The sequence below is a fragment of the Arthrobacter sp. genome, assembly GCF_031179985.1.
Lineage (GTDB): Bacteria > Actinomycetota > Actinomycetes > Actinomycetales > Micrococcaceae > Arthrobacter.
In genome coordinates, this window is record NZ_JAPSHJ010000017.1 from 1 (window position 1) to 14,706 (window position 14,706).

Annotated in this window: 14 protein-coding genes; 10 read left to right on the forward strand and 4 right to left on the reverse strand. The window is 62.7% G+C overall.

Annotated elements, in window-relative coordinates; all coding sequences use genetic code 11:
* The first annotated feature begins 376 nt into the window (after positions 1-376).
* The 7 genes from RIN13_RS09880 to RIN13_RS09910 all read left to right on the forward strand — a co-directional run bounded on the left by RIN13_RS09880 (position 377) and on the right by RIN13_RS09910 (position 8,668).
* Positions 377-1,381, forward strand: a complete 1,005-nt coding sequence (locus RIN13_RS09880) for a bifunctional riboflavin kinase/FAD synthetase (protein WP_309107159.1) — start codon at positions 377-379, stop codon at positions 1,379-1,381.
* A gap of 29 nt (positions 1,382-1,410) precedes the next feature.
* Positions 1,411-2,265: a tryptophan 2,3-dioxygenase gene (gene kynA / locus RIN13_RS09885; RefSeq protein ID WP_309107160.1), complete on the forward strand. Its 855-nt coding sequence runs from the start codon at positions 1,411-1,413 to the stop codon at positions 2,263-2,265.
* Between the two features lie 35 nt (positions 2,266-2,300).
* The gene (gene kynU / locus RIN13_RS09890; protein WP_309107229.1) at positions 2,301-3,551 is read left to right on the forward strand and encodes a kynureninase; all 1,251 of its coding nucleotides are present in this window, start codon (positions 2,301-2,303) and stop codon (positions 3,549-3,551) included.
* A gap of 237 nt (positions 3,552-3,788) precedes the next feature.
* Positions 3,789-4,058 carry a 30S ribosomal protein S15 gene (gene rpsO, locus RIN13_RS09895; RefSeq protein WP_247048644.1) on the forward strand — a complete coding sequence of 90 codons (270 nt, stop codon included), beginning with the start codon at positions 3,789-3,791 and terminating at the stop codon, positions 4,056-4,058.
* A 248-nt stretch (positions 4,059-4,306) separates the two neighbouring features.
* Positions 4,307-6,574: a polyribonucleotide nucleotidyltransferase gene (locus tag RIN13_RS09900; protein WP_309107230.1), complete on the forward strand. Its 2,268-nt coding sequence runs from the start codon at positions 4,307-4,309 to the stop codon at positions 6,572-6,574.
* Positions 6,575-6,708: 134 nt separating this feature from the next.
* Positions 6,709-8,052, forward strand: a complete 1,344-nt coding sequence (locus RIN13_RS09905; protein ID WP_309107161.1) for a pitrilysin family protein — start codon at positions 6,709-6,711, stop codon at positions 8,050-8,052.
* A 154-nt stretch (positions 8,053-8,206) separates the two neighbouring features.
* Positions 8,207-8,668: a DUF1579 family protein gene (locus tag RIN13_RS09910; RefSeq protein ID WP_309107162.1), complete on the forward strand. Its 462-nt coding sequence runs from the start codon at positions 8,207-8,209 to the stop codon at positions 8,666-8,668.
* Positions 8,669-8,706: 38 nt separating this feature from the next.
* On the opposite strand, the gene RIN13_RS09915 is transcribed toward RIN13_RS09910, so the two are convergent.
* From RIN13_RS09915 to moaA, 4 genes are all read right to left on the reverse strand, one after another.
* Positions 8,707-9,024 (reverse strand): trypsin-like serine protease, encoded by a 318-nt coding sequence (locus RIN13_RS09915; protein ID WP_309107163.1) that lies wholly within the window; start codon positions 9,022-9,024, stop codon positions 8,707-8,709.
* Between the two features lie 16 nt (positions 9,025-9,040).
* Complete coding sequence (locus RIN13_RS09920; RefSeq protein WP_309107164.1) at positions 9,041-9,511, reverse strand: trypsin-like serine protease; 471 nt, start codon at positions 9,509-9,511, stop codon at positions 9,041-9,043.
* 135 nt (positions 9,512-9,646) lie between these two features.
* Positions 9,647-9,913 carry a MoaD/ThiS family protein gene (locus RIN13_RS09925; RefSeq protein WP_309107165.1) on the reverse strand — a complete coding sequence of 89 codons (267 nt, stop codon included), beginning with the start codon at positions 9,911-9,913 and terminating at the stop codon, positions 9,647-9,649.
* Between the two features lie 4 nt (positions 9,914-9,917).
* Positions 9,918-11,051 carry a GTP 3',8-cyclase MoaA gene (moaA, locus tag RIN13_RS09930; protein ID WP_309107166.1) on the reverse strand — a complete coding sequence of 378 codons (1,134 nt, stop codon included), beginning with the start codon at positions 11,049-11,051 and terminating at the stop codon, positions 9,918-9,920.
* Positions 11,052-11,183: 132 nt separating this feature from the next.
* Here moaA and RIN13_RS09935 point away from each other — a divergent pair, with 132 nt between their 5' ends.
* The 3 genes from RIN13_RS09935 to RIN13_RS09945 are packed head-to-tail and all read left to right on the forward strand — an operon-like array spanning position 11,184 to position 14,698.
* Complete coding sequence (locus RIN13_RS09935; protein ID WP_309107167.1) at positions 11,184-11,969, forward strand: response regulator transcription factor; 786 nt, start codon at positions 11,184-11,186, stop codon at positions 11,967-11,969.
* Positions 11,956-13,182 carry a HAMP domain-containing sensor histidine kinase gene (locus RIN13_RS09940; RefSeq protein ID WP_309107168.1) on the forward strand — a complete coding sequence of 409 codons (1,227 nt, stop codon included), beginning with the start codon at positions 11,956-11,958 and terminating at the stop codon, positions 13,180-13,182. Before RIN13_RS09935 ends, RIN13_RS09940 begins: the two co-directional genes overlap by 14 nt.
* Positions 13,169-14,698 (forward strand): molybdopterin-dependent oxidoreductase, encoded by a 1,530-nt coding sequence (locus RIN13_RS09945; protein ID WP_309107169.1) that lies wholly within the window; start codon positions 13,169-13,171, stop codon positions 14,696-14,698. Before RIN13_RS09940 ends, RIN13_RS09945 begins: the two co-directional genes overlap by 14 nt.
* The last annotated feature ends 8 nt before the right edge of the window (positions 14,699-14,706 follow it).

A 14,706-nucleotide genomic window follows, 5' to 3' on the forward strand; every position in this document is an offset into this window, starting at 1 on the left:
CACCCTCCTCTGCACCCACCACCACCACCTCATCCACAAAGAACACTGGACCATCCACATGCCCCACGGCATCCCCTGGTTCATCCCGCCACCACACATCGACCCCACCCAACAACCCCGACAAAACAACTACTTCCACCAATAAGCAGCAAACCGAACAGACAAGCGGAAAGGTGGTTCCAACACGGATTGACGCGAGGAGCGCCCAGGCCTTCCGTTCTCAGATGCGGCCCGTTCCAGCTCTCACCTCCCGCGTAGCAGGTACGCAAGCAACGGCTGCCGCGTCGGTTCCCACTTGGATTTGCGGGTAATCTAAAAGTGTTCCGGGCCCAGAGCGGCCCGGTGCGACTCCATGGCAGGCAGTAAGGCGAGGTTGATGGCCCACATCTGGAACGATCTGACTGAGGTCCCGGCGGACTTCGGCCCCTCGGTTGTAACAGTCGGAAATTTCGACGGCGTGCACCGCGGGCATCAGCAGGTGCTTTCGCAGCTCATCCGGACCGCCCGCCTCAACGGTGCCAAGTCCGTAGCAGTCACTTTCGATCCCCATCCCGCTCAAGTGCACAGGCCTGAATCCGCGCCCGAACTCATCATGGGACTGCAGGACAAACTGGATGCCCTGGGAGAACTTGGCCTGGACGCAATATTGGTCATGAAATACTCGCTGGAACTCGCGAGCCTGACTCCAGAGGAATTCGTCGAGCAGGTCCTCGTCGGTGCTTTGAAGGCCAGCCACGTAGTGATCGGCCATGATGCCCGGTTCGGTCGAGGCAATTCCGGCGACCTTTCCACTATGCAGGCACTGGGGGAGAAGTTCGGCTTCAACGTCCAGGTCATCAGCGAGTTCGGTTCCGAAGGCTATCCCTTGCATGACCCCGAACCCGGGGAAGGCAAGAACGACGACGGAAACCGCCGCTGTTCTTCCACTTGGGTAAGGGAAGCCTTGCGCGACGGCGACGTCGCCACCGCAGCGGCTGTGCTGGGGCGTCCACACAGGATGCGCGGCCAGGTGGTCCATGGCGCAGCAAGGGGGCGCGCCCTTGGATTTCCTACCGCCAACCTGTCCTCGGATGCCACTGGCTATATCCCTGCTGACGGCATCTACGCGGGCTGGCTGGTGGACCAGGCGGGCACGCGGTGGCCTGCTGCTATTTCCGTTGGCTCCAACCCCACTTTTGAAGGTGTAAGCCGACAGGTGGAAGCACACGTCATCGACAGGCCGGAAGAGTCGGCCGATGACTTCGATCTGTATGACCAGACAGTAGTGGTTGAATTTGTGGCCAGGCTGCGGGGAATGGTGGCGTACCGTGGGCCTGAAGCGCTCGTCGAGCAGATGCGCCTGGACGTTGTCCAGGCTCACGATCTGCTGGTGAGGCGCTGATTTCCGGTCCTTGGAAGGAAGGCGGCACCGTGGCTGTCGAAAACAACACCAGAAAGCTCGACAAGGGGATTGTGCGCGACTTCAGCTCGCGCATGAGCTATGCCTCCTACCTGCAGCTGCCGACATTGCTCAGCGCACAACAGCCTGTGAGCAGCCCCGAACATCACGATGAAATGCTCTTCATCATCCAGCACCAGACCACCGAGCTCTGGCTCAAGCTGGTGCTTCACGAACTCCAGAGCGCGGCCGAGCACCTCCGCGCGGACAACCTCGGTTCGGCCCTAAAGGAAATTGCCCGCGTCAAGCACATCCAGAAGACGCTGACCGAGCAGTGGTCCGTCTTGGCTACCCTCACACCCACCGAATACGCCCAGTTCCGCGACTTCCTCGGTAACTCCTCAGGGTTCCAATCCAGCCAGTACCGCGCCGTGGAATTCGTACTGGGCAACAAAAACCGCAAAATGCTCCCAGTCTTCGAATCCGATCCCGAAGCCCACGAACAACTGAGGCTCCTCCTGGAGGCTCCGAGCATCTATGACGAGTTCCTCGCTTATCTGCACCGGCAAGGCTTCGACATTCCTGAGTCGGTGCTGAACCGTGACGTCACCCATGCCCACGAATTCAGCCCTGAACTGATCCCCGTGTTCAAGCACATCTACGAAAACGCCGTGGACAACTGGGGGGCCTATGAGGCGTGTGAGGAACTGGTGGACCTTGAGGACAACTTCCAGCTCTGGCGGTTCCGGCATCTGCGGACAGTTCAACGGACCATCGGCATGAAAACGGGCACTGGCGGATCCACAGGGGCTGCCTTCCTGCAGAAAGCCTTGGAACTGACCTTCTTTCCCGAGCTGTTCGCTGTCCGGACGGAGATCGGGAAGTGAAGCGACCAACCCCGGCAGACGTCGGACAGCAGCCATTGGCCGAGCGGACGGCCAGCGATGACAGCCTTTTGGCCCGCGCGAAGCAACTCGACGCAGAGGATCCCCTGGCTGCCTCCCGAGGGCGGTTCATCGGCGCCGAGAGCACCTTGTCCTATCTGGACGGCAATTCGCTGGGCCGCCCTCTGAAAAGAACGCCTGAAGATCTCAGCCGCTTTATCGAGGATAGCTGGGGCGGCCGGCTTATCCGGGGCTGGGACGAGGAATGGCTTGACCTGCCGCAGGCCATCGGCGACCAACTCGGACGCGCTGTTCTGGGCGCTGCCCCAGGACAAGTAATTATCGCGGATTCCACCACCGTGGTGCTTTACAAGCTCATAAGGGCGGCGCTTGCAGCAAGCACCGATCCCGGCCGGAACGAAATCGTCCTGGACACCGAAAACTTCCCTACGGACCGGTACCTCGTCGAAGGGATTGCCCGCGAGCAAGGCCTCGCCCTGCGATGGATCACACCGGATCCCGCCGCGGGCGTCACTGTCGAAGAGGTGCGCGCCGTGACCGGGCCGGCCACCGCCGTCGTCGTCCTGAGCCATGTGGCTTACCGCTCAGGCCACCTCGCGGACCTGCGGGGCATTACCAAAGCAGTGCATGATTCCGGCGCCCTGGTGGTCTGGGATCTCTGCCACTCCGCCGGATCGGTAGAAATTGGGTTGGATGCCAGTGAAGTGGACTTCGCTGCCGGCTGCACCTACAAGTACCTCAACGGCGGACCAGGGTCACCGGCGTTCGCCTATGTCAACGCCCGGCACCTTCCCGGGCTGACTCAACCCATCTGGGGCTGGATGGGCCGCAAGGATGCTTTCGAGATGGCCGCCGGTTATGAAGCAGCGCCCGGAATCCGAGGCTTCCTCAGCGGAACACCCGCCGTATTCGCCATGATAGCCATGCGCGGCATGTTGGACCTGATTGAAGAGGCCGGCATGGAGGCAATCCGCCGGAAGTCGTGTCTGCTTACCGCATTTGCCGTGGAACTTCACGACTCGTGGCTTGCGCCGCGGGGGGCCCAACTTTCCACTCCACGGGATCCGGATCAGCGGGGCAGCCACATCACGGTGGACCATCCTGCGTTCCGGGAGATGACGACGGCGCTCTGGGAACAGGACATCATCCCGGACTTTCGCGCTCCGCACGGGCTCAGGATCGGTTTGTCACCGCTTAGCACGTCGTTCCATGAGCTGTTCGAGGGCATGGCTGCCATCCGTCAACTGATGGGCGCGACTGACGGGTGAACGATGACTGATGGTGAACTACGGACGGCTGCAAGACCAACAACAGTTGGCAGCTTCTGCCCAGTCGTGCTCTGTTTCGACAAGATTAGGCCGCTGCCGGTAAACTAAACGATGGATCCGGCTGCAGTCCGTGGTGGCTGGCTCCTGTTGCGTCATGGCCTTCTCTGGAAAGTCGGACCAGCATCCCCGGCAGTGAATTACTGATTCGGGCCTCACGGCACATCTCTAGGAGTTATTGTGGCACTTGACGCCGCTGTAAAGCAGTCCATCATCAAGGATTTCGCAACGTCCGAGGCCGACACCGGTTCACCGGAGGTCCAGGTTGCAGTCCTGACTCAGCGGATCAAGGATCTCACTGAGCACATGAAGGAGCACAAGCACGATTACCACACCCAGCGCGGCCTGCTGGCCATGGTTGGGCGTCGTAAGCGCATGCTGACCTACCTCAAGAACACTGACATTGCCCGCTACCGTGCGCTCATCGAGCGCCTCGGCCTGCGCCGCTAGTCAGATTTAGGGGGCGGCCCTTTCCTGCACGGAACGGGCCGCCTTCTTCACAATAAAATTCAACAGGAGGATCAACCGCATCACGCATTCGCGGTCCTCGGTAGTGATCCCCGGGAACGGCTTCGAAGAACGAAGCCCCGGCCCGTGGGTCTCGATCGATGACCGGGTGCAGTGCAATCCAGTCGACAGATGCTGGGTTGGGTTGATGCGGCTGGACTTCCGTTAAACAAGAAACGGAGGTGACTCTCTTGGAGGGTCCCGAAATCCAGTTCTCAGAAGCAGTTATTGACAATGGCCGCTTCGGCAAGCGTGTAATCCGCTTCGAAACCGGCCGCCTCGCCAAGCAGGCAGCCGGCGCAGCAATGGTGTATATCGACGAAGACACCGCGCTGCTCTCCGCAACCACCGCAGGCAAGCAGCCGCGCGAAGGTTTTGACTTCTTCCCGCTGACGGTAGACGTCGAAGAGCGCATGTACGCTGCGGGCCGTATCCCGGGTTCGTTTTTCCGCCGCGAAGGCCGCCCGTCCACCGAGGCCATCCTGGCCTGCCGCCTCATGGACCGCCCCCTGCGCCCGGCCTTCGTTAAGGGCCTGCGCAACGAGGTTCAGATCGTTGTTACCGTCCTCGCCATCAACCCGGACGAGCTCTATGACGTTGTAGCCATCAACGCTTCCTCGATGTCCACGCAGCTCTCGGGCCTGCCTTTCTCCGGCCCCATCGGCGGCGTGCGCGTTGCCCTCGTGGCAGACGAGAACGGTTCCCAGTGGGTCGCGTTCCCGAAGCACTCGCAGCTCGAAAACTCGGTGTTCAACATGGTCGTTGCCGGCCGCATCGCTGGCGACGACGTCGCCATCATGATGGTCGAAGCCGAAGCAACGGATAACTCCTGGAACCTCATCAAGGAACAGGGCGCTACTGCCCCCACCGAAGAGGTTGTTTCAGAGGGTCTCGAGGCTGCCAAGCCGTTCATCAAGGCTCTGTGCGACGCGCAGGCTGACCTCGCCGCCCGCGCGGCCAAGCCCACCGTCGAGTTCCCGGTTTTCCTGGACTACGAAGACGACGTCTATGCAGCAGTTGAGTCTGCTGCAGCTGACAAGCTGGCCGCTATCTTCCAGATCGCCGACAAGACGGAGCGCAACGACGCTTCGGACGCGCTCAAGGACGAGGTCACCTCCTCACTCGCCGGCCAGTTCGAAGGCCGTGAGAAGGAGCTCTCCGCAGCATTCCGCTCGGTCACCAAGCAGGTTGTGCGCCAGCGCATCCTCAAGGACCAGATCCGCATTGACGGCCGTGGCCTGACGGACATCCGCCAGCTCACAGCCGAGGTTGAGGTTCTGCCCCGCGTGCACGGTTCCGCGATCTTCGAACGCGGCGAAACCCAGATCATGGGCGTCACCACCTTGAACATGCTCAAGATGGAACAGCAGATCGACTCCCTGTCACCTGTGACGCGCAAGCGCTACATGCACAACTACAACTTCCCGCCGTACTCCACCGGTGAGACCGGCCGCGTCGGTTCTCCGAAGCGCCGCGAAATCGGCCACGGTGCCCTTGCCGAGCGCGCGCTCGTTCCGGTGCTGCCGTCCCGGGAGGAGTTCCCGTACGCCATCCGCCAGGTATCTGAGGCTCTCAGCTCCAACGGTTCGACGTCGATGGGTTCAGTTTGTGCATCAACCCTGTCGATGCTCAACGCAGGTGTGCCGCTGAAGGCCGCTGTTGCAGGTATCGCCATGGGCCTGGTCTCCGACCAGGTCGACGGCCAGACCCGCTACGCAGCGCTGACCGACATCCTCGGTGCCGAAGACGCCTTCGGCGACATGGACTTCAAGGTCGCCGGTACGTCCGAGTTCGTCACAGCCATCCAGCTGGACACCAAGCTCGACGGCATCCCGGCATCGGTCCTTGCAGCAGCCCTGAAGCAGGCCCGCGAAGCCCGCCTGCACATCCTCGAGGTCATCAACGCAGCCATCGACACCCCGGACGAGCTCTCCGAGTTCGCCCCCCGCGTCATCGCCGTGAAGATCCCCGTGGACAAGATCGGCGAGGTCATTGGCCCCAAGGGCAAGATGATCAACCAGATCCAGGAGGACACCGGCGCCGACATCTCCATCGAGGATGACGGCACGGTCTACATTGGCGCCACCAACGGTCCGTCTGCAGACGCAGCACGTTCCGCCATCAACGCCATTGCCAACCCCCAGGTTCCGGAAATCGGCGAGCGCTACCTCGGCACTGTCGTCAAGACCACCACCTTCGGTGCGTTCATCTCCCTGACCCCGGGCAAGGACGGCCTGCTGCACATCTCCGAGCTGCGCAAGCTGGCCAGCGGCAAGCGCGTGGACAACGTCGATGACGTTGTTTCGGTGGGCCAGAAGATCCAGGTGGAAATCACCAAGATCGATGACCGCGGAAAGCTGTCCCTGTCGCCCGTTGTGGCTGAAGAAGAAGGCGCGGGCGAAGAATCAGAACGCGTCCACGCTTCGGCTCCTTCCGAGGGCGCTGACATCTCCGAGTAGTCAGCAACACCAGCAATAACGGCGGGGCCGGTGGACGATCCACCGGCCCTCGGCCGTTAAGCCCCTGAACCTTTAGAACAGCAGCCGCTGATAGCATTGCAGGCAGATTTGACCTGCATCATTGAAAGGCCTTGATGACTGTCGTACCCCTGCCGCTCAAGCAGAACCAGCCCGGTGACACCCTGATCCACGGAGCCGACGGCGGGCCCGTGGTCCGGCGCTCTGTGCTCCCCGGGGGTGTGCGCGTCCTGACGGAGGAAATGCCGGGTCAGCGCTCTGCCACCATCGGGTTCTGGGTAGGCGTCGGTTCCCGCGACGAAGCTCCTGGCCAGCACGGTTCAACCCACTTCCTTGAGCACCTTCTGTTCAAGGGGACCCGCAGGCGTACCGCCCTCGAAATCGCCTCCGCCTTTGATGAGGTGGGAGGGGAATCAAACGCTGCCACTGCCAAGGAAAGCACGTGCTACTTCGCCCGGGTGCTGGACACGGACCTCCCCATGGCAATCGACGTCATCGCCGACATGATCACCGGTGCCGTCCTGGATCCCCAGGAGATGGAGCAGGAGCGCGACGTCATTCTGGAAGAGATCGCCATGGACAGCGACGACCCCACCGACGTCGCCCACGAGCACTTTGTGGCGGCCGTGCTGGGAACGCATCCCCTCGGCAGGCCCATCGGCGGAACCCCTGAAGCAATCATGGCGGTGGCCCGCGACTCCGTCTGGGACCACTACCGGCGCTATTACCGCCCTGACGAATTGGTGATTACCGCCGCCGGCGGTCTGGATCACGACGTCGTCTGCCGCCTTGTGGTGGACGCCCTGCGCGCCGCGGGCTGGGAACTCGAAAGTGGTGCCGAGCCCGTCCAGCGACGCTCCACGGCGCCGGCCAAAATTACCGGCACGGCGGGGTTGCACGTCATCAAGCGACCGGTGGAACAAGCCAACATCATTGTGGGTTGCCCCACCATCGTCGCGACGGACGACCGCCGGTTTGTCATGAGCGTGCTGAACGCTGTCCTGGGCGGCGGGATGTCCTCCCGGCTGTTCCAGGAGGTCCGTGAAAAGCGCGGGCTGGTCTATTCCACGTACTCCTTTGCCTCCTCTTACGCCGATGCCGGATACTTCGGCATGTATGCAGGCTGCACTCCATCCAAGGTGCGGCAGGTCCTCCAGCTCCTGGGCGCCGAGCTCGATAAGCTCGCCCAGGACGGAATCTCGGAGGACGAACTCCGTAAAGCCGTGGGCCAGCTCTGTGGCGGAATCGTCCTTGCCCTGGAAGATACCGGGTCACGGATGTCACGGCTGGGCCGGGCCGAGTTGGTCTCGGGGGAGTACCAGGACATCGACGAGACCCTTCGCCTCATCAAGTCCGTGACCGCAGCTGAAGTCCAGACGCTGGCGCGCGAGCTCGCCGCGGCTCCACGTACCGTGACCGTGGTGGGCCCGTTTGAGGAAAGCGAAACGTTCGGGCTCTGACTCACTCCAACCATGGGGGGTGGGTCTGACGCTGGTCCCGACCTCCCGCTGACTCGCGCCGGGGCACACCGCTCTGGCCACGGTCTGTTGCTCTGGACACCGTCTGTTGCTGTGGCAATGATGGTGCCATAAGCGGCTCCAGTCGGGAGGAAGCATGGACGGTGGGCAGCCCGGCAAGGGGCATTCGGCTCTGGAGGTGTTCCTCGGACACTGGACGGGCGTCACAGAGCTCGCTGCGACCGCCTGGAGTCCGGCGCGGACAGCGGACGCAGAGGTGACATTCACACGCGCGGCAGGAGGCTTCGCCGTCGTTCAGAGCTACCGCCACGTCGAGGCAGACGGCACCCACTTCGAGGGCCACGGAGTCTTCACAGTGGACCCTGACCACCACGAAACCCTGTGGTACTACGTGGACAGCATGGGAGGGCCGCCCGGGACTCCCGCCCGCGGCTCCTGGCATGAAGGAACACTGACGGTTGAGCGTCGCAGTGAGGATGGAACGGCCAGGCACCGGTTCCGAGTGGACGACGGCGTGTTGACGCACACTGCCGATCTCAGGCTTCGGGATGACCACCATTTCCGCCCCTTCATGACGTCAGTCTGCCGGCGCGCCTGACTCGTTCACCCCGCCGTAGCCTTTGACGCCGGCTGCAGCTAAACCTCCACGAAGCTGATCTGGGCGAATTGATCCTCAGTCAGGACAGACCGGATCCATTCGATGACGGCCACCGTGTCCGTGCGGAAAGAGAAGTCGATACCCCGGCACCATGGGTTCAAGCCGAACGACGTGACTGCCACGATCGTGTTGGAAGTGACGTCACCGAGGAAAACGGGACCGCCGGAATCGCCTGAGCACGCTCCGCCCCGACCCTTGCCGTTGCCATTGGTTTGCAGGTTGAATCCGCTGGTCAGCGCATTATTGAGGTTGATCAACCTGCTTTCGCCCATGAGACGCTGACCAAGAGATGTCACGTCTACCGGGTTGATCTCAATGAGGCCGTAGCGAGCCGTATTCGTCGAGAAGGATGGGCTGGTCCAGGATGACAAGGCCGGCATCGCGAGTGTTGGGGAAGGTAACGCCATCGAACCCGAAATTGTACAGCTCGGCGGAAGTGGCACACAGTACTCCGAGCGTTCCCGCAGCGCACGTCTCCGGAAAACCAGTGAACGGGTCAACCAGGGTGGCAGGGTCGAAGCGGGCCGCCGCATCCTGCTGGAAGTAGACGCGGGCGGCAGCTGCTCCTGCAGTGCAATGGCCAGCGGTCAGGAACACCGTGGGGGATAGGAGGGAACCCGAACACCCATGGCTGACCTCTCCAGTCTCGTCATAGAAGACAACCAGCCCAACAAAGGGGTGTTCAAAGTCTTCGACAAAATCGCCGGTGATGGCTGTCGCTGGTGTTGAATACCCAATCACCAGGGCCGTTGCCAGGACGATCACAGCAAATAGTTTCCGCATGATTCCTCCTCAGCCGTGGCCGGAGGTCTTAGTGGACTTTCCGCCACTCATTGGCAGGCCGGTCCTGCCTCTTTCAAAGTTAAAGGAAAGGCGTTCGGGAGCGCCACAGCCTGCGGAAGCTGAATGAGGGGGAGCCTAGCCGCCGGCGAAGGGCGGAAGCACATCGACGACGTCGTCCGGTCCCACCACAACTGACCGGTCCCGGACAGCTACCTCATTCAACAGGAAACTGCTCCGTGACAGGAGGCGCGCCAGCGGCGGGGTCCCGGCAGGAGGTTCAGGACGTTCCACCTCGAGCACAGCTGCGAGGAGGTCCTTCACCGAAGATCCCGCGGGCAGTTCGAAGCGCTCCTCCTCTACACCTGCCGCGGCGCGCGCGGCAGCGAAGTAACGGACGTTCAAGGGTTCAGCCTCCGATGGCGCTCATGCTGCGGTCCGGCTGGACGAAGTCCGGGGCGTCAAGTCCTACATGTTCCATGCCGTGGGCCTTGGGCTTGAGCCACATCGCGTCCTGCCACCGTTCGGCGAGCTGTTGGTCAGTGGCTCCTGCCCGCAGGTGTCCCAAGAGGTCGAACTCCTCCCGGGAGAACAGGCAGCTCATGATCTTGCCCTCTGCGGTGATGCGCGTCCGGCGGCAGTCTGAACAAAACGGCTCAGTGACAGATGCGATGATGCCAACAGTGCCGAGCACGGGACCGGTGGCATCACCGGAACCAGTGTCCCGGCGTCGTACTTCAAAGCGTTCGGCAGGAGCGCCGTCCCGGGCACGCGGGTCCGGACCCAGGACGTAGTCCACCGAAAGCAGTTCGCGGATTTCCGCAGCCGTGATCATGTTCCGGCGGGTCCACCCGTGGTCGGCGTCGAGAGGCATCTGCTCGATGAAACGCAGCTCGTAGCCGCGCTCAAGTGCCCAAGCGAGCAACGACGGCGATTCTTCGTCGTTGATCCCGCGCATGAGAACGGCATTGAGCTTCACAGGCCCCAGCCCGGCGGCCCATGCGGCATCGACCCCGGCGAGCACCCGGTCCAGGAACGGGCGGCGGGTCAGCTGGGCGAAAGTCTCTTCGTGGAGCGAATCGAGGGAGACGTTGATGCGGGAAAGCCCCGCTGACTTCAGAGCAGCGGCCTTCTTGTCGAGCCCCACCCCGTTGGTGGTCATGGAAATGGGAAGTTCCGGATGCGCCTTGCGAAGGGCGGAAATGATATCGATCAGGTCGGCCCGGACGAGGGGCTCCCCGCCGGTGAGGCGAAGTTCACGGACTCCGAGATGGTCGACGCCGACCCGGACAATGCGGACGATCTCCTCCGCAGTCATCACAGCCTGCTTTGCCAGCCATTCGAGGCCTTCTGCGGGCATGCAGTAGGTGCACCGCAGATTGCATTTATCTGTCAGCGACAACCGCATGTCCGTGGCTCGGCGGCCGTAGCGGTCCACCAGACCGGGTGCGAGACCGGCCGGACGGGCGCTGGGGAGAGGCGCCCGGTCACCCGGACCGGAGCCACTTTCGCGCGGCTGCGGCATGCCTAGCTGAACACTCATGAAATCAGGCTACGCCACCATCGGGGCATCCATCACGCATGTGACTTCCATGGATCTTACGGAATCCCAACGTTTGGCCCTTCAGATGCTGAAACGGATGCCCGGCGGTGAACGCGAACCTATGCTGAAGACGTGACCAAGCTCCCGGTGCCGGCCCACGAAAGCGGGAACCCGGCCGAAACAGGCAATCGGCGTATCCTCCTTGTCGAAGACGAACAGATCCTCGCGGATGTCGTCCGGAATTACCTGCTGCAGTCCGGATTCCAGGTGGACGTCGCGGGGGACGGCTTTACCGCCTTGCGGTTGGCGTCCGAGCGGAATCCGGACCTGGTGATCCTGGATCGTATGTTGCCTGGCCTGGACGGCGTGGAGGTATGCCGCCGGCTCAGGCAAAGCATGGAAGTGCCTGTCATTATGCTCACCGCACTGGGGACCGAAGATGACCGTATTCTGGGCCTCGAAGCCGGGGCGGACGACTACATGACCAAGCCTTTTTCACCCCGCGAGCTGGTGCTGAGGGTCAAATCCGTCCTTCGGCGCAGTATCCAGGCCTTCAGCCCGGAACCTCCGGTTGAGATTGGAGGGTTTGATCTCAATCCGGCTGCCCGTACCGTGACGCACAACGGCCGGCCGCTCACGCTCACTGTCAGGGAGTTCGACTTATTGGCCTTCTTCCTGCGCCGGCCGAACCAGGCCTTCAGCCGGGAGAACCTTATCCGTGCCGTGTGGGGATGGGACTTCGGCGATCTCTCCACCGTCACGGTCCATGTGCGGCGGCTCCGGGAAAAGATTGAACGCGATCCTGCCCGGCCAACGCTCCTCAAGACGGTGTGGGGGGTCGGCTACAGGCTGGATCCCTCAGCCGACAGTGAATCCCGGCTAACCGGCCACGAGGGTGTTGCAGATGCAGGCCGCTGAGCTGATCGGCATTGTCGCCTGGGCCTTGCTATGGGCGGTGGTGATCGGTGGCGGCTCCATGCTGGTCCTCAGGTCCCTGCGCCGCACCTCCCTCGCCATTCAGATTTCCGTGGCCGTGCTTGCGACCGTTGCGGTGCTGACGGCGGGTATGGTGAGCGCCTTCAACGCTATGTTCATTTCCGCCCGCGACCTCGAAGTCATGTGGTACATCCTGGCCATTGCCGCCGTCGTCGCCGTAGCCATGTCCTTGATGCTGGGGGCACGGGTATCACGGAACGCACGCGCCCTGGCCGACGCCGCCCGCGATCTTGGCCGCGGCAAGAAGGCCGGCACGGCCATTCCCGTGATGAGTTCCGAACTGGCAGCGCTCGCCGAGGAACTGCAGCTGAGCAGCAAAAGGCTCGAGGAATCGCGCCAGCGCGAGGCGGCCGTGGAAAAATCGCGCCGCGAGCTGGTCTCGTGGATTTCCCACGACCTTCGCACTCCGTTGGCAAGCATGCGAGCCATGGCCGAAGCGCTGGAGGACGGAATGGCCGAGGATGCGGACAGCTACCATCGCCACATCATCTCGCAGACGGACCAGATGGCAGGAATGGTCAATGACCTCCTGGAACTCTCCAAGATCCAGGCCGGTACCCTGCAGCTGACCTCCGAACCACTGGACCTGTATGACCTTGCCAGTGACGCTATCGCCGACCTCGCCCCGTTAGCTGCCCAAAGGAATATAAGACTCGACGGCGGAGGGGAACGGGAGTGCCTTGCCCTCGCGGACGGTCCATCAATGGGTCGGGCCATCCGCAACGTCGTCCTCAATGCGATTCTTTACAGCCCCAGGGGCTCACTGGTGCACGTTGAGGTTGGCCGTGAGGGTGAGGATGCAATGGTCTCTGTCAGGGACAGCTGCGGCGGGATAGCCGAAGAGGACCTGAAGCACGTTTTTGAGACCGGGTGGCAGAAGGACCTTGCCCGGACTCGTGCCGGGCAGAACGCCGGTACGGTCATGGACACCGACGAGAATGCACGCACGCCATACAGCGGGGCGGGGGTCGGGCTGAGCATGGTGGCAGGGATTGTGCGTTCACATGGTGGCACGGTAACAGTGCATAACGTGGGCGAGGGGTGCAGATTTTCCCTTCGGATACCGGCGGAGGGCTCCAAGCCGGTGGAACTGCCAGGCGACGGAAATCAAGGAGGCTCCCATGGAAAGGCCTGAGCGATGGGCGGCTGCAGCGGGCATCGTGGCCATTGGAGCCGGTGTGGCGGGTGGCGAGCTGGTAGCCGGTTTCCTTAGTCCCTCCCTGACCCCCATGACAGCCGTGGGTGGCGCAATTATTGATGCCGTTCCTCCGGCAGTCAAGGACTGGGCGATAGCGGTGTTCGGAACCGGGGACAAGCTTGCACTGCTGACCGGCATGATGGTGATCATTGCTGCGCTTGCTGCGGTGGCCGGAGCCGTGGAGCGGCGGCGGCGTTTCGCAGGCGTATGGCTGATCGGCATTTTCGGCGTGGTGGGATTCCTCGCAGTGCTGAGCCGTGCTCAATTCAGTGAACAAGCGCTTGCCGGGCCCCTGGTCGCGGCCGTTCTGGGTATCGTGCTGCTGCGCCGGCTCATTCAGCAACTACGGGATTGGGAGGCGGCGGAACGGATTTCCCGACAGCCTGCCAGGCGCCGGTTTCTGCAGGGTCTTGCATGGGGAGGAGCCTTAGCGGCTGGCGGGGGCGCGCTCGGAGCGATCCTGAGCGGGGCCGTCGTCGGGGTGAATGACGTGCGGAGGAAGCTGATCCTTCCGCGGCCGCGCTCCGCAGCTCCGCCTATTCCTACCGGCGCCGAGATGGCCGTGGACGGAGTCGGACCGCTTGTGACGCCCAATGCCGACTTTTACCGGATAGACACTGCCTTGAGGGTGCCTGCACTGGATGCTGACGCCTGGACCCTTAAAGTCACGGGCATGGTGGAGCGGGAGGTTCAGCTGGATTTTGCTGAACTTCTGGCAAAGCCGCTGATAGAACGACATGTGACTATCTCGTGCGTTTCCAATGAGGTGGGTGGGGATCTCATCGGCAACGCCTTGTGGCTTGGGTGGCCCGTGCGTGAGCTGCTGCTGATGGCCGGCGTCAAGAGCGGCGCCGATATGGTGCTGTCGCGGAGCGCCGATGGCTGGACGGCGGGGACTCCACTGGAGGCACTGACGGACACCAGGGATTCCATTCTGGCGGTGGGCATGAACGGGGAGGCTCTGCCACTGGAGCACGGGTTCCCGGTCCGAATGATCGTCCCGGGGCTCTACGGCTACGTTTCGGCCACGAAATGGCTCACGGAACTGAAGGTAACCAGGTTCGCGGACGACGTCGGCTACTGGACTCCACGGGGCTGGAGCGAACGGGGTCCCATCAAGATGTCGTCCCGGATCGATGTGCCTGCCACGGACAGGGTGGTGAAGGCGGGCGCCACCACCTTCGCTGGCGTCGCGTGGGCCCAGCACACCGGGATAAGCAAGGTGGAGCTCCGGGTGAACCGGGGGGAGTGGCAGGAAGCGCAGCTGGCCCCGGGGATTTCCCGGGATACCTGGTACCAATGGCAATTGCCCCTGGAGTTCACGCCTGGGCAGTACGAGGTCCAGGTTCGTGCAACAGATCTTGACGGTGATGTGCAGGTAGAAGAACGCCGGCCCGTCGCCCCCGACGGCGCTACCGGCTATCACACGGTTAGAGTGGTCGTGACGTCGTAGCAGCTCTC